Annotated in this window: 21 protein-coding genes and 1 pseudogene; 7 read left to right on the top strand and 15 right to left on the bottom strand. The window is 64.9% G+C overall.

Features of this window, described 5'->3' with window-relative positions:
- Positions 1-5 precede the first annotated feature (5 nt).
- The 3 genes from FG93_RS13090 to FG93_RS13080 all read right to left on the bottom strand — a co-directional run bounded on the left by FG93_RS13090 (position 6) and on the right by FG93_RS13080 (position 3,225).
- The gene (locus tag FG93_RS13090; RefSeq protein WP_052513706.1) at positions 6-887 is read right to left on the bottom strand and encodes a transglutaminase family protein; all 882 of its coding nucleotides are present in this window, start codon (positions 885-887) and stop codon (positions 6-8) included.
- A 170-nt stretch (positions 888-1,057) separates the two neighbouring features.
- Entirely contained in the window at positions 1,058-1,330 is a 273-nt protein-coding gene (locus tag FG93_RS13085) for a hypothetical protein (RefSeq protein ID WP_043234954.1), read from the bottom strand.
- A gap of 119 nt (positions 1,331-1,449) precedes the next feature.
- Positions 1,450-3,225, bottom strand: a complete 1,776-nt coding sequence (locus FG93_RS13080; RefSeq protein WP_052513705.1) for an ABC transporter ATP-binding protein/permease — start codon at positions 3,223-3,225, stop codon at positions 1,450-1,452.
- Between the two features lie 248 nt (positions 3,226-3,473).
- Here FG93_RS13080 and FG93_RS13075 point away from each other — a divergent pair, with 248 nt between their 5' ends.
- The 5 genes from FG93_RS13075 to FG93_RS13055 all read left to right on the top strand — a co-directional run bounded on the left by FG93_RS13075 (position 3,474) and on the right by FG93_RS13055 (position 8,473).
- Positions 3,474-4,238, top strand: coding sequence for a Crp/Fnr family transcriptional regulator (locus tag FG93_RS13075; RefSeq protein WP_244448602.1), 765 nt, complete (start codon positions 3,474-3,476; stop codon positions 4,236-4,238).
- Between the two features lie 122 nt (positions 4,239-4,360).
- Positions 4,361-5,152 carry a methyltransferase domain-containing protein gene (locus tag FG93_RS13070; RefSeq protein ID WP_348270477.1) on the top strand — a complete coding sequence of 264 codons (792 nt, stop codon included), beginning with the start codon at positions 4,361-4,363 and terminating at the stop codon, positions 5,150-5,152.
- A 149-nt stretch (positions 5,153-5,301) separates the two neighbouring features.
- Positions 5,302-5,871 (top strand): NADPH-dependent FMN reductase, encoded by a 570-nt coding sequence (locus FG93_RS13065; protein ID WP_043234953.1) that lies wholly within the window; start codon positions 5,302-5,304, stop codon positions 5,869-5,871.
- A gap of 270 nt (positions 5,872-6,141) precedes the next feature.
- Complete coding sequence (locus FG93_RS13060; protein WP_081881512.1) at positions 6,142-7,347, top strand: GGDEF domain-containing protein; 1,206 nt, start codon at positions 6,142-6,144, stop codon at positions 7,345-7,347.
- Between the two features lie 178 nt (positions 7,348-7,525).
- Positions 7,526-8,473 (top strand): glutaminase, encoded by a 948-nt coding sequence (locus FG93_RS13055; protein WP_043234951.1) that lies wholly within the window; start codon positions 7,526-7,528, stop codon positions 8,471-8,473.
- Between the two features lie 74 nt (positions 8,474-8,547).
- Here FG93_RS13055 and FG93_RS33585 read toward each other — a convergent pair.
- The 10 genes and pseudogenes from FG93_RS33585 to FG93_RS13010 form a co-directional block, all read right to left on the bottom strand.
- A pseudogene (locus FG93_RS33585) lies at positions 8,548-8,706 on the bottom strand (SDR family oxidoreductase); the annotation flags it as partial.
- A gap of 134 nt (positions 8,707-8,840) precedes the next feature.
- Positions 8,841-9,881 carry a glycine betaine/L-proline ABC transporter substrate-binding protein ProX gene (gene proX / locus FG93_RS13050; RefSeq protein ID WP_081881510.1) on the bottom strand — a complete coding sequence of 347 codons (1,041 nt, stop codon included), beginning with the start codon at positions 9,879-9,881 and terminating at the stop codon, positions 8,841-8,843.
- Between the two features lie 168 nt (positions 9,882-10,049).
- Complete coding sequence (locus FG93_RS13045) at positions 10,050-10,997, bottom strand: proline/glycine betaine ABC transporter permease (RefSeq protein WP_043234950.1); 948 nt, start codon at positions 10,995-10,997, stop codon at positions 10,050-10,052.
- On the bottom strand, positions 10,990-12,186 hold the full coding sequence (locus FG93_RS13040; protein ID WP_043234949.1) for a glycine betaine/L-proline ABC transporter ATP-binding protein: 1,197 nt from the start codon (positions 12,184-12,186) through the stop codon (positions 10,990-10,992). Before FG93_RS13040 ends, FG93_RS13045 begins: the two co-directional genes overlap by 8 nt.
- A gap of 165 nt (positions 12,187-12,351) precedes the next feature.
- On the bottom strand, positions 12,352-12,666 hold the full coding sequence (locus tag FG93_RS13035; protein ID WP_043234948.1) for an NIPSNAP family protein: 315 nt from the start codon (positions 12,664-12,666) through the stop codon (positions 12,352-12,354).
- The gene (locus FG93_RS13030) at positions 12,663-13,508 is read right to left on the bottom strand and encodes an alpha/beta fold hydrolase (protein ID WP_052513704.1); all 846 of its coding nucleotides are present in this window, start codon (positions 13,506-13,508) and stop codon (positions 12,663-12,665) included. Before FG93_RS13030 ends, FG93_RS13035 begins: the two co-directional genes overlap by 4 nt.
- A gap of 3 nt (positions 13,509-13,511) precedes the next feature.
- The gene (locus FG93_RS13025; protein WP_043234947.1) at positions 13,512-14,600 is read right to left on the bottom strand and encodes an LLM class flavin-dependent oxidoreductase; all 1,089 of its coding nucleotides are present in this window, start codon (positions 14,598-14,600) and stop codon (positions 13,512-13,514) included.
- 36 nt (positions 14,601-14,636) lie between these two features.
- Entirely contained in the window at positions 14,637-16,148 is a 1,512-nt protein-coding gene (locus FG93_RS13020; protein ID WP_043234946.1) for an aldehyde dehydrogenase, read from the bottom strand.
- Between the two features lie 18 nt (positions 16,149-16,166).
- Entirely contained in the window at positions 16,167-17,147 is a 981-nt protein-coding gene (locus FG93_RS13015; RefSeq protein ID WP_043235123.1) for a flavin reductase, read from the bottom strand.
- Positions 17,148-17,273: 126 nt separating this feature from the next.
- Positions 17,274-19,082, bottom strand: coding sequence for a helix-turn-helix domain-containing protein (locus tag FG93_RS13010; protein ID WP_043234945.1), 1,809 nt, complete (start codon positions 19,080-19,082; stop codon positions 17,274-17,276).
- 146 nt (positions 19,083-19,228) lie between these two features.
- Between FG93_RS13010 and FG93_RS13005 the strand changes: the two genes are divergently transcribed.
- Positions 19,229-19,819, top strand: coding sequence for an amino acid synthesis family protein (locus FG93_RS13005; RefSeq protein WP_043234944.1), 591 nt, complete (start codon positions 19,229-19,231; stop codon positions 19,817-19,819).
- 104 nt (positions 19,820-19,923) lie between these two features.
- Here the strand turns inward: FG93_RS13005 and FG93_RS13000 are convergent, their stop codons facing one another.
- Entirely contained in the window at positions 19,924-21,330 is a 1,407-nt protein-coding gene (locus tag FG93_RS13000) for an aspartate aminotransferase family protein (protein WP_043234942.1), read from the bottom strand.
- Between the two features lie 16 nt (positions 21,331-21,346).
- The gene (locus FG93_RS12995) at positions 21,347-22,825 is read right to left on the bottom strand and encodes an NAD-dependent succinate-semialdehyde dehydrogenase (RefSeq protein WP_043235122.1); all 1,479 of its coding nucleotides are present in this window, start codon (positions 22,823-22,825) and stop codon (positions 21,347-21,349) included.
- Positions 22,826-22,954: 129 nt separating this feature from the next.
- Between FG93_RS12995 and FG93_RS12990 the strand changes: the two genes are divergently transcribed.
- Positions 22,955-23,422 carry an Lrp/AsnC family transcriptional regulator gene (locus tag FG93_RS12990; RefSeq protein WP_043234941.1) on the top strand — a complete coding sequence of 156 codons (468 nt, stop codon included), beginning with the start codon at positions 22,955-22,957 and terminating at the stop codon, positions 23,420-23,422.
- Positions 23,423-23,455: the final 33 nt, after the last annotated feature.

Raw genomic sequence — 23,455 nt, 5'->3', positions numbered from 1 at the left:
CCTGTTCAGCACTGGGTCGTCTCGACGGGTTCGATGCTGACTCCAACGTTCAAGCCGAGGAAAGCGCCGGCGAGCCCGGTATAGCTGCCAGAGACTGGCGATGCGTCCTCAGGCACACGAGCAACAGCGATGCGCAGCAGTTGGCGATCCGCCACCAGATCATTGGTCGGATCGAACTCGACCCAGCCGTCGAAGGGGATGAAGACATCAGCCCACGCATGCGTCAGGCCGGCCGGTGAGACGAGCCCTCCGTTTTCCAGGCTGCGTTCGTGAATATAGCCGGTCACGAAACGGGCGGCGAAGCCCAGGCGACGCGCCAGCTCGATAAACAGCCACGCATAGTCGCGGCAGGAGCCGCTCCCCAGCTGAAGCGTGTCGAGCGGGTGCTGCGTGCCCTCGTCATAGCGAATGACGTAGGTCAATGTGTCATTGATGGCATGGGCGAGATCCCGCAACAGGTGCCCGGTTCCGGCGCCAATCCGCGCGCGAAAGGCGAGGAGCCATTGGTCGAGCGCGCCATCGGGGTCAGCCGTTGCCAGAGCCAGATAGGGCTGGAGGGCCGCGCGTTCGGAGGGAGTGTAGACGACCCCGGTGATCGCCGCATCCGGCGCGAGCACCGGGCTTGGAAGAGCCGGCCCGAAGCGCTCGACCACCAGTTCGCTGACGATGTCGAGGCTATCGGCCTGCCCCTCGAAACTCGCGATGGCAACCGAATTGCCATAGGCATCATGCATCCAGCGCAACTGCGCCGCCGGCGTGATGCTGAGCGCGGTTTCCACGACGCGCAGGTCGAAACTGTCCCGCGGCCTCAGCATCAGGCGATGCGGTCCGAACTCGACGGGCTGGGCGTAGCGATAAGTGGTCGCGTGACGAATACGCAGGTGCACAGGACCCTCCAGGCCAAGCGACGGGCCATGGTAGCCGGCGCGGCCACCGACAAAACAAGCCGCCCGAAGGCGGCTTCACGCGTGACAAGCGCGAGGGCGCCCCATCGCATCGCGACCGAGCGCCCGGTTCCGCTTTCGCGCAGAATGTCCTGCCCGCAGAATGTCCCAGCTCAGCGAATAACGCTGGGCCCGATGACGCGAGCCTCCTGGGAGGTCGCGATCGCGCGCTTGGTCCGATCGGCGACCCTCTGGGCGGGGTCCACCGATGCCAGTTGGCTATCTGTCGGGATGTGATTTCGACTCTTGGCCTCAGCGACGGAGGTCGAACTCTGATCGGTTGCGCTCTGGAGAGCCGAGCCGAAGGTCAGCGTGGCCACCACCGCGCCCATGATTCCAAAGAAAGCGAAGGCGCGTTTGATGGGGGCAAGGCTGTCATTCAACATCTGTCTCTCCCTACGCCACGACTGGCCACCATTGACCAGTTTACGTCGAAGAGAACGCGACGCCGCCGGTTCGGTTCCCGCTGCCCGCCTGGCCGCGATCACAAAACCGGGAGCAGCGCTCAGGCCACCTCATCCTCGTTGGCGGGCTGGCGGCTACGGAACAGTCGCCAGAGCGACTTGCCGATCCGGCGCGAGCTCAGATGGGCGCCTGCCAGGCGCTTTTCCAGCGTGATCTTGCGGTCATGGAAATCCTCGAGACCGGGGCGGTGGCCGACGCTGATGACGGTGGCGTGCGCAAGCTCACCCTCGAACAATCCAAGGAGCGAATTCTGGCTGTCCTCGTCGAGTGCCGAAGTCGCTTCGTCCATGATGATGATATCGGGATTCTGGATCAGCAATCGAGCGAAGGCGACGCGCTGGCGTTCGCCGCCGGACAGGACGCGATCCCAATTGTCCTCCTCGTTCAGGCGCTTCGCCATATAGGCCAGGCCACAGCGCCGAAGCGCGGCAACGATGGTCTCTTCGCTGACGGGGATCTCGGAATCGGGATAGAGCAGCACGGCCCTGAAATCGCCGAGGGGCAAGTAGGGCTTCTGTGGCACGAAGGCGATGCGCTTGCCGCGAGGGACCTGGATCGAGCCCGAGCCCCAGGGCCAGAGGCCGGCCAACGACCGGATCAGCGTGCTCTTGCCGGAGCCGCTCTCGCCCACGATCAGCACCTTTTCGCCGAGTTCGATCACGACCGTCGCGTCTGCAATGACGACGCGCCCGTTGCTGTGGGCGAGCGAGAGCTCCTTGATATGGATCGCGCCGTCGTCACTCTCGCCGAACGAGATCTGGGTCTCACCCTCCATGATCGTGCCGACATCGAGCGCTTCGAGTTCTTCGACCAGCTCGTCGACGCGGGTGACGGAGGCGAACCACTCGGCCAGCCGGACGAAATTGTCGACGAACCAGATCAGCGCGGCCTGAACGGCGCTGAACGCCGCGACGACCTGCATCACGGCGCCGAGCGTGACCTCACCAGAGAGATATTTCGGCGCGATCAGCAACAGCGGAACGACCGGGAACAAGGCTCCATTGGTGTTGAGCACCAATGCGATCACGCCCTGCTGGCGAATGACGCGGAGCCAGGCGGCAAGGACGCGGCCATAATTCTCGCCGACCGATGCGCGCTCGTCGGCGTCGCCCTTGATCAAGGCGATACTCTCGGCATTCTCACGCAATCGCGTCATTTCGGCCCGGAACAGAGCCTCGGCCTCGTTCTTGGCCGCAATGCGAGCAACCAGCGGTCGCCCGGTGAGATAGGCAGCGAGCGACGCAACCACCGCATAGGCGATCGCAGCGATCGCCATGTAGCTCGGGATCACGACCTGCGTGCCACCGAGCATGAAGCGGGCGGAGCCTGCGACCTGCCAGAGGATGGTGGCAAAGGTCGCGGCCGTCACCGCAGCGCTGATCAATCCGATCGCGAATTCAACGAGCGGCTCGATCGCCAGCCGGACATCGTCTGCGATGCGATATTCGGGGGCGGTTTGCCTCTTGGTGAGGAAACCCAGCCTGTAATAGCGCTGATCGGCGATCCACCAGCCAGCAAGACGGCTGGTCAAGTCCTCCCGCCACCGCGCCTGAAGCAGCATGCGGCTGACCACAAGGGCCGAGAGCGACAGGCTGAATGCGACGACCAGCGCCGGCAGCCAGGCGATCACCGACCAGACAGCACCGATATCGCGCTTTTCCAGCGCGTCGAAGAAGAACCGGTTCCAGCTATTGATGCCGACGGCGGTGGCCGTCTGTGTGGCGATGAAGACCAGGACGGCTATCGTCAGCGCCCAGGCTCGCAACCGGGTCTTGCCGCTCCAGAACCGCAGCGCGATGCGGAAAAACTGCCGCATGCGCAAACGCCTGGATGGTTGCGGCCTCTCAGCCATGACCTTGCACCTCCCGCCCGAGATGTCTTTGACCGGAGCATCATCGCGAGGTGCCGCAATCATAACCCGGAGGCTGGAGATCGCCACGCTCCACGGCGCTAGAACGCCGCGAAGCATCTGCCAGTTCCGTCAACCGCCGAGGATATGTTGCACCGCACGAAGCATGCGATTTGACATTGAGCTGTGCCGGATCATCCGCGCATAATGGCGTCATGAAGACCATGCCCGACCATGCCAGCGCAGCCCTGCTCGGAGTGCCCTGCCTGGCCTGCCCATTGCGGCTGAAGCCGGCATTCAAGGACAAGAGCGATGAGGACATGCGCTTCATTCAGGGAATGAAGATCGATCATCGGTCCGTTCCTGCCGGATCGGAAGTCATTCACCCCGGGCAGGACAATGCCGAACTCTTCACGTTGTTCTCCGGCTGGGCCTTTCGCTACAAATCGCTCTCTGACGGACGGCGTCAGATTCTGAACTTCCTGCTGCCGGGCGATCTGGTCGGGCTTCAGGCTTCCCTCCTGAGCGCGGCCCAGCATGGCATCGAGGCGCTGACCGATGTCGAGCTCTGCACCTTTCCGCGCAAGCGCATCTGGGACCTTTTCGTGCACATGCCGTCGCTGTCCTACGAGATCGCGTGGCTTGGCTCCCGCGAGGAAAGCCTGATCGACGAGAACCTGACCTCGGTCGGCCAGCGCAATGCCGGCGAGCGCATCGCGGCGCTGGTGATCTCGCTTTATCGCCGAGCCGAGGCGCTCGATCTCGTCAGCGACAACAGTTTCCAGTTCCCGCTGACGCAACAGCATCTCGCAGACGCGCTGGGACTGTCGCTTGTCCACACCAGCAAGACCTGGTCCCGGCTGCGCCGCGCCGGCCTCTTCTCCCTTGCGGGAGGGCGGCTCACCTTGCTCAACCCACGGCTGACCGCGCGCATGGCCTTGCTTTTCGAACGGGAACGCCATCCGAGACCGTTGATCTGAAACAGCCCAACCGCTACGCGGCGCTCTTGACCCGAACGCCTTGACGGTTAACGTCAATTCTGCGCGCTAGAGGCATCTGTTCGTTCTGATGCTTCGGCTAGCGGGGCGAGGCCTGAGGTTTCATGACGCGTTCTTCCACCACCCGGGATTCTCGCGGCGCGCTTGCCGGACGGCTCGGCAAATCGAGCGTTGCCGCTCGCATCGAGGGTGAAATGCGCGTCACTGCCGCGGAGCTGGCGGACAGCGTGGCGGAGGCCAAGCTGAAGGTCGCAGCCGTGCGCTACAAGGTCGAGGGCGAGGTCCGCAACACGGCCGGGAAGCTGAAGACGCGGGTCAATGAGGCCAAGGCGAAGTTCGGCGACGATGCCCGCTTCCTGAAATCCTGGATCGACGACCCGCTGCGCACCGGCTCGGTGACACCGTCGAGCCCGTTCCTGGCACGCCGCATGGCCTCCTTCGTCGATCCGAACGCGCCTGGTCCAGTGATCGAGATCGGTCCCGGCACCGGCCCTGTGACCGAGGCGCTGATCGAACGCGGCATCGACGAGTCCAGGCTGATCCTGGTCGAATACAGCCCCGAGTTCTGCAAGCTGCTGCGCGAGCGTTTTCCGCGCGCCACCGTGGTGGAAGGCGACGCCTATGCGCTGTCGACGACGCTGGCCGGGCATCTGAGCGAGAAGGCCGCAGCGGTCGTCTCCAGCCTGCCGCTGTTCACGCGGCCGCCAGCCACGCGCACCGCCCTCGTCAAGGACGCTTTCACGCTACTCGTCCAGGACGCGCCCTTTATCCAGTTCACTTACTCCGTGATCTCGCCGGTGCCCCGGAAGGGCTCGGGACTCAAGGCCATGGTGTCCGACTGGGTCTTGCGGAATATCCCGCCAGCGCGCGTCTGGGTCTATCGTCGCGCAGGATAGGACTGCGACGCCTCCCTCACTGTGGTGTACCCCGCCTTCCCGTGCATGGTGTCGATACCGCAGCCCGGGTTCTCAGGCCGGCAACAAGCGTGCAGGCTTTCCTGATCGCGGACAGGTGGAGCTTCCCGGCTACGCCATGGGGAGGTCGCATGCCTGCACCTAGGATTTTCGTTTTCGCCGGTTCCTGGCGCGAGGGCTCACTCAACACCAAGCTCGCGACGCTGGCGGCAAGGAGGCTGCGCGCCGCCGGGGCAGAGGTGAAGCAGATCTCACTCGGCGACTACCCGCTTCCTCTGGTCGATGCCACCGGATTTGGCAACGCGCCGCAGGCAGCCCACGAACTGCGCGCATTGATCGACGCGCATGACGGCCTCTACATCGCGAGCCCCGAATACAATGCCGGCTACGCGCCGGCCTTGAAGAACGCGCTCGACTGGGCATCGACCGCCAAGCCTGGCCCCCCCGCCAGCGGCCTTGCCGGCAAGGTCGTGGCGCTCGGCGGAGCCTCCACCGGCTCGCTCGGCGCCTATCGCGGGCTGACCCAGTTGCGAACGTCACTCGAACTCGGCTTCGGCGCGCTGATGGTGCCCGAGATGGTCGCCGTCAGTTTCGCCGACAAGGTGTTCGATGCCGATGGCAACCTCACCGATGCGCGCAGCAGCGGTTTCTTGGATGCCCAGGTGGCCCGGTTGCTCAATCTTTCCGGCAAGGGCCTGTAATCGCGGCGGCGTGACGATCGGACGCTAGATCACGCTGCGCTTGGACGAAATCGTCCAAACGCAGAAAACGTGATCGACTCCAATAGTTTAGAGCATGCTTTATGCGAAAAACCGTTGCCATTTTTCGCAGCATGCTCTTAGGGAAGTGCACAAGTCATCGCGCCTTCCACACGGAATCGTAACGGCTCGGCCCTATGAGCCGCGAACAAGAGCACCGGGCTCGAACCGGTCTCTTCCAGGACCTCACGGCCAGGGAGTCGCAACACGCGCATGAGTGGCCAGGCATCAAGCTACAGTTTGCCGCGCTGGCGCCTGACGCGCTGGCTGACCGATGCTGGCCCCGATGTTCCAGCCGACATCAGGGTCGCCCTGATTGGAAGCCTCTACGGCACCTTGCCGATCTTCGCCGGCGGCGTGATCAACACCATAGCGGTGTCGTTTCTGATCGCGATGCGGATTCCGGCGCTGCCATTCGTGCTCTGGTGCGCTTTCGAGGTCATCTGCTGTGTGACGCGGCTCTTCGTGCTGCTCCTCGCCCAGAAGCGGGCGAAGCAGGGCAAGGAAACGCCAACGGATCTCTACATCCTGCTCGGCGTCGGCTGGGCCGGCGGTGTCGGCTACGGCACCTTCATCAGCCTGACCAGCGGCGACTGGGTCGTGGCCACGCTCGCCTGCCTGTCGGCGGCCGCGATGGTCGGCGGCATCTGCTTCCGCAATTTCGGGGCGCCACGGCTCGCGGGAGTGATGATCTTCCTCACGCTCGGGGCCTGCTGTTTTGCCGCGCCCTTCCTCGGCGAGCCGATCATGCTGATCGTCTTCATGCAGATCCCGTTCTATCTGTTCAGCATGAGCCGGGCGACCCGTACGCTCAACAAGATGTTGGTCACGACGATGCGCGCCGAGCGCGAGAACGAGTTCCATGCCCGCCATGACATGTTGACCGGGCTCTCGAACCGCTCGGGCCTGACGAAGGCGCTCGACGCGCATTTCGCCCGCGACGCCGGGCAGAAGCGGCTCGCGCTGATCTATCTCGATCTCGACGGCTTCAAGGTCGTCAACGACAGCTACGGTCATATGGCCGGAGACCGGCTGTTGCAGCTCGTCGCCGAGCGGTTGCGCGGCATGATCCGCAATGGTGATCTCGCCGCCCGGATCGGTGGTGACGAGTTCATCGTCTTGTCCGAGCAGACCGAAGCCACGCAGCTCCTCGGTTTCGGCGAAAGGCTGATCCGCGAGATCTCGCGGCCCTACGAGCTCGACAACAAGCATGAGGTCACCGTGGGTGCTTCGGTTGGGATTGCGCTTGCGCCGGAACACGGCACCGACATGATGACCCTGCTCGCCGCGGCAGACGGCGCTCTCTACCAGGCCAAGTCGCGCGGCAAGTCTCGCTGCATGATTGCGTCGCAGAGCGAACTTGACCGGCCCTTCCCGACCAAGCCGCTGCTGGTGGCCTCAGCCTGCCAACTGCACTGAGCCCAGGATCCGGGGGCTGCTGCGGCTCGCAGCCCTCCTGCCCCAGAACGGTCATCCGGCCGCTCCGGAAACCGATCGCGCCATCGGCAATCTCGTTGCGAGGCCGGCCTGGCGCGCCACAATCTTGACCCCCTCGCCACCCTCGGGCTTCCTGCGTGCGGGGAAGTGGAGAGCGGCCGTGGCAGAGATCGGACGAATCGTCCACGAGGTGGCCGAGGAGATGGCCGCCCATCCCGAGCGGGGCGAGGTCGCGAGCTATATTCCACCTCTCGCCCATGTCGATCCCGGACAGTTCGGCCTTTGCATCGTCACGTCCGACGGCGTTGCGCATGCCGCCGGCGATGCCGAAGAGCCCTTCTCGATCCAGAGCGTCTCAAAGGTCTTTGCGCTGACCCAGGCGCTCGGCAAGGTCGGCGACACACTCTGGCGTCGCGTCGGGCGCGAGCCTTCCGGAACCCCCTTCAACTCGATCGTCCAGCTCGAGCGCGAGCAGGGCATTCCGCGCAATCCCTTCATCAATGCCGGTGCGCTCGTCGTCAGCGACATCAATCTCGCCGGGCATGAACCGCGCGTCGCGATCGGGGAATTGCTGCGCTTCATCCGCTATCTCGCCGAGGACGAGACGATCGTCATCGACGAGACAGTGGCGCGCGCCGAACAGGAGACCGGGTTCCGCAATATTGCGCTGGCCAATTACATGAAGGCCTTCGGCAATCTGACGCATCCGGCGCCGCTGACCCTTGGCGTCTATTTCCACCAATGCGCCATCGCCATGAGCTGCCGGCAGCTCGCCATGGCCGGGCGCTACCTGATGCTTGGGGGCCTGCATTCGCCGGGCGGGGCGCGGGTGATCTCGGCACAACGAGCCCGCCGCATCAACGCCCTGATGCTGACCTGCGGTCATTACGATGCTTCCGGCGACTTCGCCTTCCGCGTCGGCCTGCCCGGAAAGTCCGGCGTCGGCGGCGGCATCCTGGCGATCGCGCCGGGCAAGGCCGCAATCGCCGTATGGTCGCCCGGCCTGAACGAATGCGGCAATTCCCGTCTCGGCACCCTCGCGCTGGAGCGCATTGCCGAGGCGACAGGCTGGTCGGTGTTCAACCCATCAGGAACCGGTCACTCCTGAGTGCGCTGCAGCATTTAGACAGCCTACGTCCAGCCAGCACCTTGGACACCCAAGGCTCTGCTCACCCCCGCCACTCAGATCCCGCGCGTGGTGCCACCATCGACGCAAATGTTCTGCCCGGTGATGTAGCCGGCATCGTCGGGGGCGAGGAAGGCGATCGTGCCCGCGATTTCATCGCTCCTGCCGTAGCGCTGCAACGGCACGCGCTGCCGCCGTTCATCGGTGGCGGGCAGGACGTTCGGTCTGGCCCGTTGAGAGGGCCAGACCAGAAGCGCAGATCTTCGCCATTCGTTCGCCCTCATACCGACGCACAAAAGCGAGGCCAGAAAACCGGCCTCGCTTCGACGTTGTCGGTATGAAGCAACGCTTATTTCGCAGTTCGGGCCGTGGCGACCCATCCGTCGAACTGCGCCTTGTGCGCGCCGATCCACTCATCGGCCAGCTTCGTCACCAGCGCCGTGCTACCGCCGTTCTTGTTGATGTTGAACTCCCAGCTGGACCAGTCTTCGAGAGGGAACTTCAGGTTCTCGACCAGCGTTCTTACGGCCGGATTGGCCGCGACAAACTCCTTATTGGCGACCGCCGCCCAGTTCCACGAAGCCATCGCCATGCGGCAGGGGTCGGCGCCCCCGGCGCAGCCCTTGACGCCGCTGACGAGCGCCGAGCCCTTGTTCGGCACGGAAGGCGGTAGCGCGTCGGCCGGCGTCGGCAGCCAGACCACGTCCTGTCCGGGGACTAGCGCATTGTTCATCCAGGACGGGCTCCACGCGTAGAAGAAGGCCGGCTCGCCGCGCTTCACGCGGGCAACTGCCTCGACCATCAGCGCCTCATATTTGCCGCGGATCGATTTGACGGTGCCCTTGAGGCCGAACTTGTCGAGCTGAAAATCGACCACGTCGCCGCAGCTCCAGCCCGGATCGCAGTTGATCAGGTCCGCCTTGCCGTCCCGGCCGAACAGGGCTGCGAGTTTCGGATCCTTCATCTGCTCGAGGCTGGTGATGTTGTGGGCGGTCGCGGTCTTCTTGTCGATCAGGTAACCGTTGATGCCGCCCCCGACGATCATGCCGCCGCCGACAACCATCGCCTGTTTCTCGACCGCGCGAAATCCCGGCTCGCGCTGGGGGAAGTTCACGTCCGTCGCGATGTCGAGGTCGCCCTGCGCCGCCGCCTGGAAGAACAGCGTCGTGTTGACGGTGCTAAGCTTGATGTCATAGCCAAGCTCCTTCAGCGCCTTGATGACGATCTGCGCCGTCACATAATTGGCGCCGAGGCTGTCGCTCTGTGCGTAGCGCACGGTCTTGCCCTTGCCCGGCAGGTCCTGCGCCGTCGACGGGCCTGTTGCGAGGGCGAATGCGCCCAGCGCGACGGCTGCAGCCGTCAGCATCTTCAGTCTGGTCATGGCTGTCATTGCGTTCTCCTGCTGGATCGTCGATCTGTTCGATCGTCTTTTGGTTTCCCCACCCCCGCCACGCGGCGGGTCTTCGAGCCAGGGCATCACCACCGGCCCAGCCGAGATGGCTGGATGTGGCGGCCGGCACCTTCAGTGAGAGCAGCCCGGAACGGCCCTCCTTCGCATTCAGAGAGCTTCCTTGGCCCGGCCGGCAGGCACTGCCGGCTCGTCGGGGCGCTCGCTACGTACGAGCCGAAGCACGGTGCGCAGCAGGGAGCCTTGCGTGCCGCCGCCGCGCTTGGGCTCGGCCATCTTCTGCGTGACACGGTCGAGCACCATCGCCAGCAGCACGATGGCGATACCGCCGACCGCAGCGCGGCCAACATCGAGACGCCCCAGGCCCTGGAGAACGACGAGCCCCAGCCCCTCGGCACCGATCATCGCGACGACGACGGAGAGCACCATCGCGGTGAGCACCGTCTGGTTGAGGCCGCCAAGGATGGTCGGAATGGCAAGGGGAAGCTGGATCTCGAACAGGAGCTGGCGCTTGTCGGCGCCGAAGGCGAGGCCGGCCTCGACGATCTCATGCTCGACCATACGGATACCGAGATTGGTAAAGCGGATCAGCGGCGGCGCCGCAGCCGTGACGACTGCAACTTCACCCGGCACGGTGCCGACACCGAACAGCATCACCACCGGCACCAGATAGACGAAGCTCGGCGTCGTCTGCATGATGTCGAGGATTGGCCGCACCACGTTCCAGACGCGGTCGCTGCGCGCGCACCAAATCCCCATCGGGATGCCGATCGCCGCGCAGAACACGATCGCAGTCGAGATCAGCGAGAGTGTCGTCATCGCCTCGTTCCAGACGCCGAGCATCGCGATCACCACGAGCGACATCGCGCTGAAGGCCGCGATGCCGGCCGTCGCCAGACGCCATGCCAGCAGGGTGAAGCCGACGACGAAAACCGGGAACGGAATCGCGTGCAGCAGCGCGTCGTTCAGGCTGAGCAGCGCTTCTACCGGCCATTTGATGGCGAGGAAGAGGGGGCGCAGATTGAGCGCGACCCAGCTGACGCCATGCTGGATCCAGCTGTCGATCGGGAAAATGGCAAGATCGTCGGCCTTAAACATGGCGATCTCCGGCTGATGCTGTCTTGGGATTGGTCGCAGAGATGCGCGAAAGCAGCGCGTCGACGCCGAGCGTTCCGACGAACTTGCCGTCCTCGTCCACGACGGCGATTGGCCGGCCATCGCGATAGCTGCGGGCAACCTCGAGCAGCTTGGCGTTGCCCGGCACGCTGACATAGTCGGCGCTTGGCGTGCCGATATCGCCGCTGTCGCGGGCGCGGCTGAGCGCAGCAGCATCGAGCGCGCCCAGGACCCTGCCCTCGCCGTCAAGCACGAAGCCGGCGCCTGCAGCGCCCGTAGCATCGCCTACCAGGATGCCGCGCTCCGATTGGAGGATCGGCGTCGTCGCACGCATCACCGAGCGTGCGTCGAACAGCCTGGCCCGGTCGATCTCGCGGGTGAAAGCCGCGACATAGTCGCTCCCCGGCTCAAGCACGATCGATTGCGGCGTGCCTTCGCGAACGAGTTCGCCCTCTGACATGATGGCGATGCGGGTGCCGAGCTTCAGCGCCTCCTGAAAATCATGGGTGATGAACAGGATCGTTTTGTTCAGCGTGCGCTGCAGGCGCAGCAGCTCGTCCTGCATTTCCGTGCGGATCAGCGGGTCGAGGGCGCTGAACGCTTCGTCCATGATCAGGATGTCGGCGTCGGTTGCGAGCGCGCGCGCCAGGCCAACCCGCTGGCGCATGCCGCCGCTCAGCTCATGCGGGTAATGATAGCCCCAGCGCCCGAGGCCGACGACGTTCAGAACCTGGTCGGCACGGCGCCGGCGTTCCTGGGGCGATACGCCGCGCAGCTTGAGCCCGAACTCGACATTCTCGATGACGCGCTGGTTCGGCAGCAGCGCGAAATGCTGGAAGACCATCGAGATGCGGGTGCGGCGCACCTCTCGCAAATCGTCATCGCCAAGCGCGACGATGTCGCGGCCGTCGAGCAGGATCTTCCCGGCGCTCGGTTCGTTCAGCCGGTTGATACAACGTGCGAGCGTCGACTTGCCGGAGCCCGACAGGCCCATGACCATGTACATGGCGCCCTGCGGCACGCTCAGGGAGACATTGTTGAGCCCGACGACCGCGCCGAGCTTCTCGAAGACCGTGTTCTTGTCCCCGCCATTCGCGAGGATCTGCAACGCAGCCTCCGGAGTGCCTGAGAATATCTTGTACAGATTCTGGATCTGCAGTCGCTCGGCCATATCCCGTCCCCTCCTCTCGGCGCCTTGTGTCGTCGGGCTTGTTCGACCTGCCTGCTGTCCCGATTTAAGAGCCCGGCGCCCGCACCTGTCTTCCTATGATCCGTAGGACGAATATTTTCGTTATTTGTCGCAAAAGCGGGAACATCGAACCGAACTCCTCCCGCTTCATCGCAACGGCGAGAATTCGGTCGGCAGCAGGATGCGGTTCTCCGCCTGCTCGATGTTCTCCGACAGCTTCGGCAGAAACGCCTGCCAGAGCGGATCATCCGCCAATTGCTGGCGCCGCCGCGTCCTGTCCTCGAAATCGGCATAGGCCCAGAGATGGGTCACGTGGCTGAGCAGACCGATCTCGGTCGTGAAGTAGCCGATCAGATGGCCGAGGATGGGCTGCTGGATCGCCAGCCCCTCATCACGCACGAGCTGGAGATAGCGTCCCATCCGCCCGTTGCGAATGCGGTAGATTCGCTCCTCGACGATCATCGCGTATCTCCGGAACGGCTGCCGAGAAATCCGCGCATCAGCGCGGCCACCTGCTCGGGTGCCTCGGTCAGGATCGAATGACGCATGCCGGGTAGAATGTGCAGTTCGGAGCCGCCGATGCGCTCGTGCATATAGCGCGCCATGCGCGGGTTGGAGGCGGCGTCCTCCTCCCCCGTCGCGACCAGCACTGGCACCCGGATCTGATCGAGCAGCCCGCCGAAATCGGTCTGTGCCAGCACGCGATAGGCAGCAGCGTAGCATTCCGGATCGTTCTCGGCGTTGCGTCGGCGCAGCATCGCGATCAGCTCGGGATTGCGCGCCTGGAAATCCTCGGTCAGCCAGCGCGACAGCGAGGCGTCGTAGTGCGAGCCTCGGTCGCCTGCCTGTAGCGCGGCCAGACGTGCCGCGACGCGCGCGCGCTCATCCTCGGTGCGCCCGGCCACGGTCGCGAGCAGCACCAGCCGCCGGATCCGCTCCTGATGCGTCAGCGCCAGGCGCTGCGCGATCAGCCCGCCCAAGGAGAAGCCGGCGAGATGGAAGGTCTCGAACCCGGCATGATCAGCCAGCGCAAGCGCATCGCCGACGAAATCGTCGATTTCATAGCGCCCCTGCACCTTGGTCGAGCGGCCGTGGCCGCGCAGGTCGAAGGTGAGGATGCGGAACTGATCGGCCAGGCGCTCGGCCACGCCTTCCCAGGCTTCCAGATAGGAGCCGACGCCATGAATGCAGACAAGCGGTGTACCACTGCCCTGCAGGCGATAGTTCAGGGTGACGTCGCCGATCGTCAGGCTCGTCGCGCCATGCTGCTGCGGCGCGCGCGCCGCCTGTATCGCAGCGCCCATGGCTCAATACCCGGCTGCTGCAAAGCGCGGCGCCGCGGCGCGCTCCTGCTCACGGGCGGCGAAATGCGGCATCACCTCGTCGATGAACAGCCGCAGCGTCTTCATCTGCAGTTCGAAGGGCAGATTGAAGGACAGCCCGAGGCAGTACTGGTCGACGCCGGCATCCTCATAGATCTGCAGCTTCCTGATGACCTCGTCCGGCGTGCCAAACATCAGGTTGTCGTGGACTGCCTGCGGATTGTAGTTGTCGCGATTGGCGACGGTCTCGAACGGCACCGCTTCGGGGAAGCCATTGGTCACCGTGCCGATGTTCTGCATCAGGTTCTCGAAATAGCGCCCATAATCGACAGAGTGGCGCACGGCGATTTCCCAGTCCTCCTTGCGGTCGTAGACGCAGGTTCGGCGCTGCATCATCAGCCGGGGACGCGGACGCTCGGGATGGTCGGCCACGGCCTTGCGAAACTTCTCGCCGAGGACCCCGACCTCGGCCGGTGGTGAAGACAGCGGCGTCGACAGGATGTTGGCGCCGATCCCGACCGCCCAGTCGAAAGTGCCGGGATCGCGCGCCGCGACCCAGATCGCCGGATGCGGCTGCTGCAGCGGCTTGGGCACCGAGGTCGCGAGCGGGAACTTCCAGTAGTACCCGTCATGGGCATAGTCTCCGGCCCAGAGCTTTTGCACCGCCGGCACCAATTCCTTCATGAAGGCGACGCCCTCCTGCTGGGGAATGCCGCCGGCCATGCGATCGAACTCGTATTGATAGGCGCCGCGCGCGATACCGAATTCGAGCCGGCCGCCGGTCAGGTGGTCGCAGAGCGCGGCCTCTCCGGCCAGCCGGATCGGCGACCAATAGGGGGCGACCAGCGTCGCGGTGCCGAGCCTGATCCGATCGGTGTGCTGGCCGAGCCAGGTCAGCACCGTGAATGGGTTGGGGGAGACCGTGCATTCGATGGTGTGGTGCTCGGCGGTCCACAGCGTCTCGAAACCGCCCTCGTCGGCGATCTTCGCCAGCGCGCGGAAGTTCCTGACGGCTTCCTGCATCGAAGCGTCCGGCGAGAAACGCTCCATGCTGATGGAAACGGCGAATTTCATGGCTTTCCTCCGTTCTGGGCTTGTTGCCGTGACCGCTCAGCGCAGGCGGATCACGAACGGGTCCTGCATGGCGCCCGAGTAGTCGATCACCACGTTCTTCAGGCGCGAGAATTCGCGCATGACCTCGAAGCCGCCCCGGCGGCCATAACCGCTGTTCTTCATGCCGCCATTGGCGGACATGTAGGCGGCAGAGCGGTAGGTGTTGATCCAGACCGTGCCGGCCTCGATGTTGCGGGCAAAGCGCATCGCGCGATCGATGTTTTGGGTCCAGATGCCGGACGCCAGGCCGTATTCGGTGTCGTTGGCGAGAGCGATCATCTCCTCCTCGCTCTTGAACGGCACGACGCCGACGACGGGCCCGAAGATCTCCTCGCGCATGAAGCGCATGTCGTTGCCCGCCTCGGTCATCACCGTCGGCTCGAAATACCAGCCGCGCGCGAGTTCGCCGTCCTGCGGCTTGCGCCCGCCAGCCGCGATCTTCGCGCCCTCCCGCACGCCGGAGGAGACATAGTCCTCGACCTTGGCGAGCTGGGCGGAGAGCGCCAGCGGCCCCATATCGGTGTCCTCGACCTGCGGATGGCCGACCTTGATGCGCCGCGTGCGCTCGACCAGCGCTTCGACGAAGCGGTCGTAGATCGGCTGCTCGACGAAGCAACGCGAGCCGGCGACGCAGGTCTGGCCCGCCGCGGCGAAGACGCCGGAGACGACGCCGTTCACCGCCTTGTCGATATCGACATCGGAGAAGATGACGTGGGGCGACTTTCCGCCCAGCTCCATCTGGCAGGGAACCAGGTTGTTGGCGGCGTTGCCCGCGATCTTGCGGCCAGTGAAGGTCGAGCCGGTGAAGACGTATTTCGCGATGCCGGGATGGCGCGTCAGCGCATCGCCCGTCGTCGCGCCGTCACCGGTGACGACATTGACGACTCCGGGCGGAATGCCGGCCTCGATGACGAGCTCGGCCAGCGCCAGCGTCGAGGCCGTCGCATGCTCGGAGGGCTTCACCACGATGGTGTTGCCGATCGCGAGGCAAGGCGCGAGCGTGCCCGTCAGCATCATCAGCGGCGAGTTCCACGGGATGATCATCCCGACCACACCGATCGGCTCGCGCAGATTGAAGTTCAGGGTGTCGAGCTTGTTGACCGGGATTGTGTCGCCCTGGAGCTTGTCGGCCATGCCGGCGAAATAGAGATAGGAATCCGGAATCGCCCGCATCTGGGCGCGCATTTCCTTGAGCAGCTTGCCGTTGTCACGGCACTCGATCATCGCGAGTTCGTCAGCGTTCTCCAGCACGAGTTCGGCGAGCCGTCGCACCAGCTTGCCGCGATCGGTCTGCGTCAGACGCTGCCAGGCGGGGTTGACCAGCGCAGAGCGCGCCGAGCGCACGGCGGCATCGACATCGGTCGCATCGGCCTGGGCGAATTCGTACCAGGGCTCGGCGATTGTCGGATCGTAGGACGGCACGTAGACGCCGCTCTTGGGCGCGACGAAGCGGCCGTCGATGAAGAGATCCTGGCGTGAGCCTTCGAGGTTTTTGACGGTGGTCTTCATCTAATTTACTTTGCCGGCTCAAGATTGCGAGTTTGGCGCCCAGGGCTGGGCCGCGCCGACCATGGCGAGGCGCCCGCCATCGTTGGAATCCATGTAGATTCCGAAGCGCTTGCTCGCGCTTTCGCGGGCATAGCGGCGCAGCATCGCGCTGATCTCGCGCGTCGGAATCGCATCATAGGGAAGCTGGTCGATCGGGAAGAATCGGAGCCCCGCGGAAAGCGCGGCCGAAGCGGAGTCCTGCGCAAGGCGGGCGCGGTAAATCAGATAGCCGGGATCGCCATCGGTGACGTCAAAGACCGAGTAGAGGAAGGTGTCGTCCGGCACGAGCGTGAGTGCATCGCCTCCCTCGAGCTTCAGTTCGTTGTCGGCAATGCGGCGCTTCGCGCTTGGCAGCACCCAGCCGCCCTTGCCGTCCGAGCGCAGCAGCAGCTGCCCGTCAGCCTCGATCAGGTAACCGACGATCATGCCATGTGAGGCCAGCCAGCCAGGCGGCAGCGGATCCTTGACGTTGGCGTAACGCCCGCGGCAGAAGCCAAGTGGAGCCGACGGGCTTGTTCCGAAGGCCTGAACCTCGCCGATCAGCACGACATGGTCGCCGGCATCGACGCGGCGATGGACCGTGCAGTCGAACCAGGAGAGGCAATCTGTCAGGACAGGCGAGCCGGTATGAATGCGGTCGTGACTGACCGTATCGAACTTGTTGGCGGCCTTCGAGGCAAACAGGTTGGAGACGTCGGTCTGCCCCTCATGCAGCAGATTGACCGCGAAGGATGGCGAGCTGTTGAAGGCCGCGAAGCTGTGTGCGCTCTTGCCGACGCAGACCAGCAGCAACGGCGGATCAAGCGAGACGGAGGTGAACGAGTTCGCCGTCATGCCGCGCGGGGTGCCGTCGGCGTCGCGGGTGGTAATGACGGTCACGCCCGTGACGAATGTTCCTAGCGCACGGCGCAGTGCGACGGAGTCGATCGGACTGGACGTGCTGGCGGCCGGAGCGAGCATGCGCTTCACCTCGATCAATGCGGGACCGGGTGAAGGCTAGGCGGCGGCGCAGCCCTCTTCTTCCTATGAAGAGGGGGACGGAACGGCAAAAAACTTCTATGAAGAACGGGAAAGCGTGGGCTCGCCTCAGCCAGCCGCGGCGGAGCCGTTCTCGATAACGCCATGCAACCGGATCGCCAGCTCGATCGCAAAACGGCGGTCCGGCGTCTCCGGGTCGATCCCGAACAGGTCGTGGATGCGCGACAGCCGGTAGCGCAGCGTCGTCACATGCAGCCCCATCGCATCGGCGCAGGCCTGGGCCCGGCAGCCCTCGCGCAGATAGGCGGCGAGGGTTTCCAGATAGGGCGTATCGTGCTTGCGGTCATGAGCGACGACCGCGCCGATGCTACCCTCGACGAAGCTGCGCACATCGGCTGATTCCGCCGCTCCGATCAGCATTGGCATCGGCCCGAAATCCGAGGCCGACAAGGTCCCGGTGCGGCCGAAGGCGCGCGCGATGCGGATCATCCGCCAGCAGCGCTCCCATTCCTTGGGATAGGCGTCGAGACCGTCGCAGACGCCGCCAAGGACCACGATCGGCTCGCGGTTGAAACTGTGCCGCAGCGTCTCGACCATGCGCCGCGCCAGGCGCCCGGCCCTCTCCTGATCGCCGTCAGCATCATGCGGCAGCAGGCAGACCAGCCCGCCGCCGACGGCGACGACGCTGGCGGTAATGTTCAGCTGGCGCGCCAGCCGCGTCACCGCATGGTGGCAATCGACGGTGATGTCGGCCGGCAGGGACGGCGCGTCCGGAAAATCGACGACCACCATGCGCGCCGGAGCGCTGAGCGCGAGGCCGAGCCTGCGCCCGCGCTGGAGCACGTCGTCGGCATCCCGCCAGCGGCGTTCAACAATCTCGAAGAACAGCTCGGTCAGCGTGCGCGTCTCGAAGCGGAAGCGGATGACGCTGCGCATCATCTGGACGCTGAGGGCGAATTTCACGCTGTCGAGCAGAAGCCGTTCGAGGTCGCCGGCCGGCTGCGCCGCCGCAAATATCACGAGAGCGCCGACGACCTGTCCGTCGACATTCAGGGGCTCGATCCGGGCCATGAGCTGCAGGCGTCGCGCGCCGTCATCGAGCCGCAGGCTCTGCGGCTCGATGCGTTCGGCCGCGACGGCGTCCCGCGCAGCCGTGATGATCTGACCGCTGAGGCTGGTGTCGATCGCCCGCTGCCAGCCAGCGTCGTCGAAATGAAGCGGCGTCGGCGAGCGGCTGGCTACCAGTGCATTGCCGGAGAAATCGACGACCAGCACGGGGTCTGGCAGCAGATCCGCCAACATCGCCGCCAACGCCGAACTCGAACCGCCGGACAGGACTTCCTGCAGCAGCGTTGTCTGCGTCTGCAGTGCCTTCTGTAGTTGCTCGGCCGCATGGCGTTCGGCCCGGAGCCGGTGCTCGCGCTCGACCGCGATGCCGCCGAGATGGACGATCATGCTCATGAAGGCGAGATCGTCGGGCGAGACCTCGGTGACGTCGCGCGAAACCACGTTCAGCACCATCGGCCGCCCTTCCGCATCAGCGCAGCTCATGGGCAGCACGAGCACGGTGCGATAGTCGCGTTCGAAGGCCTCGCGCCGATAGCCGGGAAACTCATCGGAGGCACGGGCATCGCGGATATAGACCGGCTCGTTGCGTTGGAGCGCGATGAGGGCGGGGCTCGTCGCCAATTCCCAGCGATTCTCCAGTTGCCTGCGCAGCAGGGTCGGATCGTGCCGCACGATGACATGCGCGTCGCCATGTGGGGCATCGATCGCCATGACCGAGCCGAGCGCCCAGCCGCCATGCTCGCAGGCCGCGCGGATGAGATCGCGCAGGACGGTATCGAGATCGCCGCCTGCATTGATCCGGCTGGCGACATCCCTCAAGGAGCGCATCTGCGATGCCTGATCCGCCATTCCAGTCTCCAGCCGCGACATGCTCGATCTTACCCCGCATCGAAGGGGAGGTCAGGATATTCTTCCGGCGATCCGGCGGAAGACGTGCATGGAAGCAGGACTTTACCCTTCACCACCATTCGACAATCGCAACAGGTGGACATCCCATGGATTATGGTCTGCGCAAGATCTCGACCTTCGTCGAGGAAACCTTCATCGAGGGCGGCAAGGCCACCGACAGGCCGGTGCGCTTCGTCGTGGTCGCCGCCGTGCTGCGCAATCCCTGGGCGGGACAAGGCTTCGTCGAGAACCTGCGGCCGGAGATCCTGCGGATCGCTCCGCATCTCGGCGCCGAACTGACAAAACGCCTCGTTGCCGTAATGCCGGCCGAGCAGGTCGAGGCCTATGGCAAGGCCGCCGCCGTCGGCGCCAACGGCGAGATCGAGCACGCTTCGGCGCTTATCCACACGCTGCGCTTCGGCAACATGTTCCGCGACGCAGTCAAGGGTACCGCCTATCTGAGCTTCACCAACACGCGCATCGCGCCGGGCGCCTTGCTCTCGCTGCCGATGATCCACAAGACCGAGACCGGCAAGCGCTCGCACTTCCTCACCGCGAACTTCCAGATTCCCGACGCGCCGGGCGCCGATGAGGTTCTGGTCGCCATCGGCGCCGCCGACAACAGCCGCGCCCATCCGCGTCTCGCCGATCGCTTCCAGGACATGGACGAGATGAAGCGGGAGCTGGAGAACGCCTGACGTTTCTGCAGCGTAGTGCACCAGAGCACGATCATGAAATCGGGGCCCGCCAGATCGGCGGGCCCTTTCGCGCTGTGCCGTTGCCTAGTGCATCGCCGGCAGTGTCAGGCCACCGCCGCCTTATCGCGCGCCAACTCATCCAACACCTGGCGCACGGCCTTCTCTGCGATGCCGACGATCTCGTCGATCTCGTCCCTGGTCGTCACCAGCGGCGGCGCGAAGCCGAGGATGTCGCCATGCGGCATGGCACGGGCGATCAGTCCACGATCGCGCGCGGCCTTGGAGATGCGGGCACCGACCTTGAGAGCGGGGTTGAAGCGGGTTTTGGCAGAGCGATCCGCGACGAATTCGAGCGCACCCAGCATACCGATTCCGCGCACCTCGCCGACGATCGGCAATTGCGCGAAGGTCGCCTTCAGCCGGTCCTGGAAATAACCGCCGACATCGCGCGCCTTGCCAGCCAGATCCTCGCGCTCGACGATATCGAGCACCGCATTGGCCGCAGCCGCTCCGATCGGATGGCCGGAATAGGTGTAGCCATGCGAGAAGGCGCCGACGCGGTCCGCGCCATCCTCCAGCACCTTGTAGACCTTCTCGCCGACGATCGCGGCCGAGAGTGGAAAATAGGCCGAGGTCAGCCCTTTGGCGACGGTAATCAGATCCGGCTCGATACCGTAGAGATGGGAGCCGAATGGCGTCCCGACGCGGCCGAAGCCGGTCACCACCTCGTCGGCGATCAGCAGCACGTCGTATTTGCGCAGTACCGGCTGGATCGCTTGCCAGTAGCCCTCAGGCGGCGGGGTGATGCCGCCGGTGCCGAGCACCGGCTCGCCGATGAAGGCGCCAACCGTCTCAGGTCCCTCGCGCAGGATCAGGCCTTCGAGTTCGTCCGCGAGGCGTTTCGAGAACTCGATTTCGGTCTCGCCGGTCTGGGCTCCCCAGTAGTGATGCGGTGCGCCGGTATGAAGGATGCCGGAGAACGGCAGGTCCATATGGTCGTGGTAGAAGCTCATCCCCGTCATCGAGCCCGAGACGACGCTGCAGCCGTGATAGCCGCGCAGTCGCGAGATGATCTTCTTCTTCTTCGGCTGGCCGCGCAGGTTGTTGTAGTACCAGACGAGCTTGGCCTGGGTCTCGTTCGCGTCCGAGCCGGACATGCCGTAGAAGACCTTGCTCATCCTGCCCGGCGCCATCTTCACGAGCCGGTCGGAGAGGATGGCGAGTTCATCTGTCGTGTGCGCGGCATAGGAGTGGTAGTAAGCCAACCGGTAGGCCTGCCGCGAAATCGCCTCGGCCACCTCGGTGCGGCCATAGCCGATATTGACGCAATAGAGCCCGGCGAAGCCGTCGATATAGCTGCGGCCGGTTGCATCCTGGATGCGGATGCCCTTGCCGGTTTCGACGATGGTCGGCTCACCGAGCTTGCCGGTGGCGAAATCCTTGAGCTGGGTGAAGGGATGCAGGACGCTGGCGCGATCCAGCGCGCCGATGGCTGCGACATCGATCGTCATAGGCGTTTCTCCTTGATCATGCTGCCAGATTTCCGAAGCAGACATATTTGGCTTCGAGATACTCAGTGAGGCCGTGGCGCGAGCCCTCGCGGCCGAGGCCGGACTGCTTCCAGCCGCCGAAGGGGATCGGCGCGCCGGTGAATTTCGGCGTGTTGACCGCGACCATGCCGTATTCGAGCCGGTCGGTGAGCCGCATCGCCCGGCGCAGGTCGTCGGTATAGACATAGGCCGCGAGGCCCATCTCCGTCGCGTTGGCGCGCGCCACGACGTCCGCCTCGTCGTCGAACGGCAGGATCGCCGCGACTGGACCGAAGGTTTCCTCGCGCGCGATCGTCATGGCGTCGGTGACATCGGCCAGAACGGTCGGCTGCACAAAATTACCCCCGAGCGGGCTGTCCTGCCCGCCAGCGACGATGCGCGCGCCCGCTGCGACCGCCTGCGCGATCTGGTGGCGGCATTTTTCTGCCACCGAGGCCCTGGTCATCGGCCCGATATCGACGCCCTCGCTGAGGCCATGGCCGACCTTCAGTCGCGCAGCCGCCTCGGCGAAGGCGGAAACGAAGCGCGGATAGGCGCCGCGCTGGACATAGATCCGGTTGGCGGAAAGGCAATCCTGCCCGGAGGTCGCAAACTTCGCCGCGATGCAGCCGGCAACGGTGGCAGCGAGCGGGGCATCGTCGAACACGATGAAAGGGGCATGGCCACCGAGCTCGAGTGAGGCGCGCTTCACCGTCTGTGCCGCCTGGCCGAGCAGCAGCCGGCCGACCTCGGTCGAGCCCGTGAAGGAGAAGGCGCGGATATCGCTATGCGCGAGCAGGCGGTGCGCCAGTGGAGCGGCTTCCCCGGTCAGCACCTGGAAGATGCCGGCGGGAAACCCGACCTGTTCGGCGAGCTTCGCCAGCGCCAGCGCTGAAAGCGGCGTCTCGGGCGCGGGCTTCACCACCATCGCGCAGCCGGCAGCCAGCGCTGCGCCTGCCTTGCGGGTGATCATGGCGCTCGGAAAGTTCCAGGGTGTAACGGCCGCGGCGACGCCGAGCGGCTGCATCTGCACCGAAAGCCGACTGCTCGGGAGATGGCTCGGGATCGTCTCGCCATAGGCGCGCTCGCCCTCAGCGGCAAACCAGTCGAGGAAGGCGGCTGCATAAGTGATCTCGCCATGCGACTCGGCCAGAGGCTTGCCCTGCTCGGCTGTCATGATGATGGCGAGGTCTTCGGCATTGCGCCGCATCGCGGAGGCCCACTCACGCAGCAGCAAACCGCGCTCGATTGGTAGGCGGTCACGCCAGAGTCGCTGCGCGGCGACCGCCGCGGAAACCGCTTCATCGACGGTATCGAGCGGCAGAGAGGTGACTTCCGCGATCGTCTCCCCAGTCGCCGGATCGACGACCGGCAGCCGATCGTCTGCGTCTCGCCACGCGCCGTTCAGGAAAGCCCGGCTTTCCAGCAGGTCAGCCCGCGCGAGCCCTTTCAGTGCTTTTGAGGACATTCCCCGCATCGCCATCCTCCGGTTCGGATGATTGAATTCCCCGGAAAACTAGCGCAGACCGTGCAGCGCAAAGCTCCAAAGCAACACAATTGATGCCGTAATTCAGCTTCAACTAAGCATCTGCCGCAGGATTACTGCATGATCGATCTCGACAGCCTCGACCGTCGCCTTCTCGATGCCGTGCAGCAAGACAACCGGCTGACGACTGCGGAGCTCGGCGAGCGCGTCGGCCTCTCGGCGACGGCCTGCCAGCGGCGTCTCAAGCGCCTGCGCGACGCGGGGGTTATCGAGGCCGATATTGCGGTGGTCTCGCCGAAGGCCGTCGGCCGCCCGGTCTCGATGCTCGTGCTGGTGACCCTGGAGCGAGAGCGCGCCGATATCGTCGACCGCTTCAAGGCTTCGATCCGCGCGACCCGGGAGGTGATGATCGGCCTCTACGTCACCGGCGACGCCGATTTCGTTCTTTATGTCACAGCCAGCGACATGGAGGACTATGAGCGCTTCACGCGTCGATTTTTCTATGAGAATCCGGACATCAAGGGCTTCAAGACCATGGTGGTGATGGACCGCGTGAAGGCAAGCTTCGCCCTGCCGATCGATCCCTAGAGCGTCGGACTGAAAATCGGAATCCGAGGATTC

This window comes from Allobosea sp. LC85, assembly GCF_000735605.1.
Taxonomy (GTDB): domain Bacteria; phylum Pseudomonadota; class Alphaproteobacteria; order Rhizobiales; family Beijerinckiaceae; genus Allobosea.
The sequence above is the reverse complement of the archived record's forward strand: the minus strand, read 5'-3'. Positions and strand labels throughout refer to the sequence as shown.

Bases quoted from the DNA above. Each gene is read 5' to 3' on its own strand.
- FG93_RS13085 (WP_043234954.1), bottom strand. From the start codon at position 1,330: ATGTTGAATGACAGCCTTGCCCCCATCAAACGCGCCTTCGCTTTCTTT.
- FG93_RS13080 (WP_052513705.1), bottom strand. From the start codon at position 3,225: ATGCGGCAGTTTTTCCGCATCGCGCTGCGGTTCTGGAGCGGCAAGACC.
- FG93_RS13075 (WP_244448602.1), top strand. From the start codon at position 3,474: ATGAAGACCATGCCCGACCATGCCAGCGCAGCCCTGCTCGGAGTGCCC.
- FG93_RS13070 (WP_348270477.1), top strand. From the start codon at position 4,361: ATGACGCGTTCTTCCACCACCCGGGATTCTCGCGGCGCGCTTGCCGGA.
- FG93_RS13065 (WP_043234953.1), top strand. From the start codon at position 5,302: ATGCCTGCACCTAGGATTTTCGTTTTCGCCGGTTCCTGGCGCGAGGGC.
- FG93_RS13060 (WP_081881512.1), top strand. From the start codon at position 6,142: ATGAGTGGCCAGGCATCAAGCTACAGTTTGCCGCGCTGGCGCCTGACG.
- proX (WP_081881510.1), bottom strand. From the start codon at position 9,881: ATGACAGCCATGACCAGACTGAAGATGCTGACGGCTGCAGCCGTCGCG.
- FG93_RS13045 (WP_043234950.1), bottom strand. From the start codon at position 10,997: ATGTTTAAGGCCGACGATCTTGCCATTTTCCCGATCGACAGCTGGATC.
- FG93_RS13040 (WP_043234949.1), bottom strand. From the start codon at position 12,186: ATGGCCGAGCGACTGCAGATCCAGAATCTGTACAAGATATTCTCAGGC.
- FG93_RS13035 (WP_043234948.1), bottom strand. From the start codon at position 12,666: ATGATCGTCGAGGAGCGAATCTACCGCATTCGCAACGGGCGGATGGGA.
- FG93_RS13030 (WP_052513704.1), bottom strand. From the start codon at position 13,508: ATGGGCGCTGCGATACAGGCGGCGCGCGCGCCGCAGCAGCATGGCGCG.
- FG93_RS13025 (WP_043234947.1), bottom strand. From the start codon at position 14,600: ATGAAATTCGCCGTTTCCATCAGCATGGAGCGTTTCTCGCCGGACGCT.
- FG93_RS13020 (WP_043234946.1), bottom strand. From the start codon at position 16,148: ATGAAGACCACCGTCAAAAACCTCGAAGGCTCACGCCAGGATCTCTTC.
- FG93_RS13015 (WP_043235123.1), bottom strand. From the start codon at position 17,147: ATGCTCGCTCCGGCCGCCAGCACGTCCAGTCCGATCGACTCCGTCGCA.
- FG93_RS13010 (WP_043234945.1), bottom strand. From the start codon at position 19,082: ATGGCGGATCAGGCATCGCAGATGCGCTCCTTGAGGGATGTCGCCAGC.
- FG93_RS13005 (WP_043234944.1), top strand. From the start codon at position 19,229: ATGGATTATGGTCTGCGCAAGATCTCGACCTTCGTCGAGGAAACCTTC.
- FG93_RS13000 (WP_043234942.1), bottom strand. From the start codon at position 21,330: ATGACGATCGATGTCGCAGCCATCGGCGCGCTGGATCGCGCCAGCGTC.
- FG93_RS12995 (WP_043235122.1), bottom strand. From the start codon at position 22,825: ATGCGGGGAATGTCCTCAAAAGCACTGAAAGGGCTCGCGCGGGCTGAC.
- FG93_RS12990 (WP_043234941.1), top strand. From the start codon at position 22,955: ATGATCGATCTCGACAGCCTCGACCGTCGCCTTCTCGATGCCGTGCAG.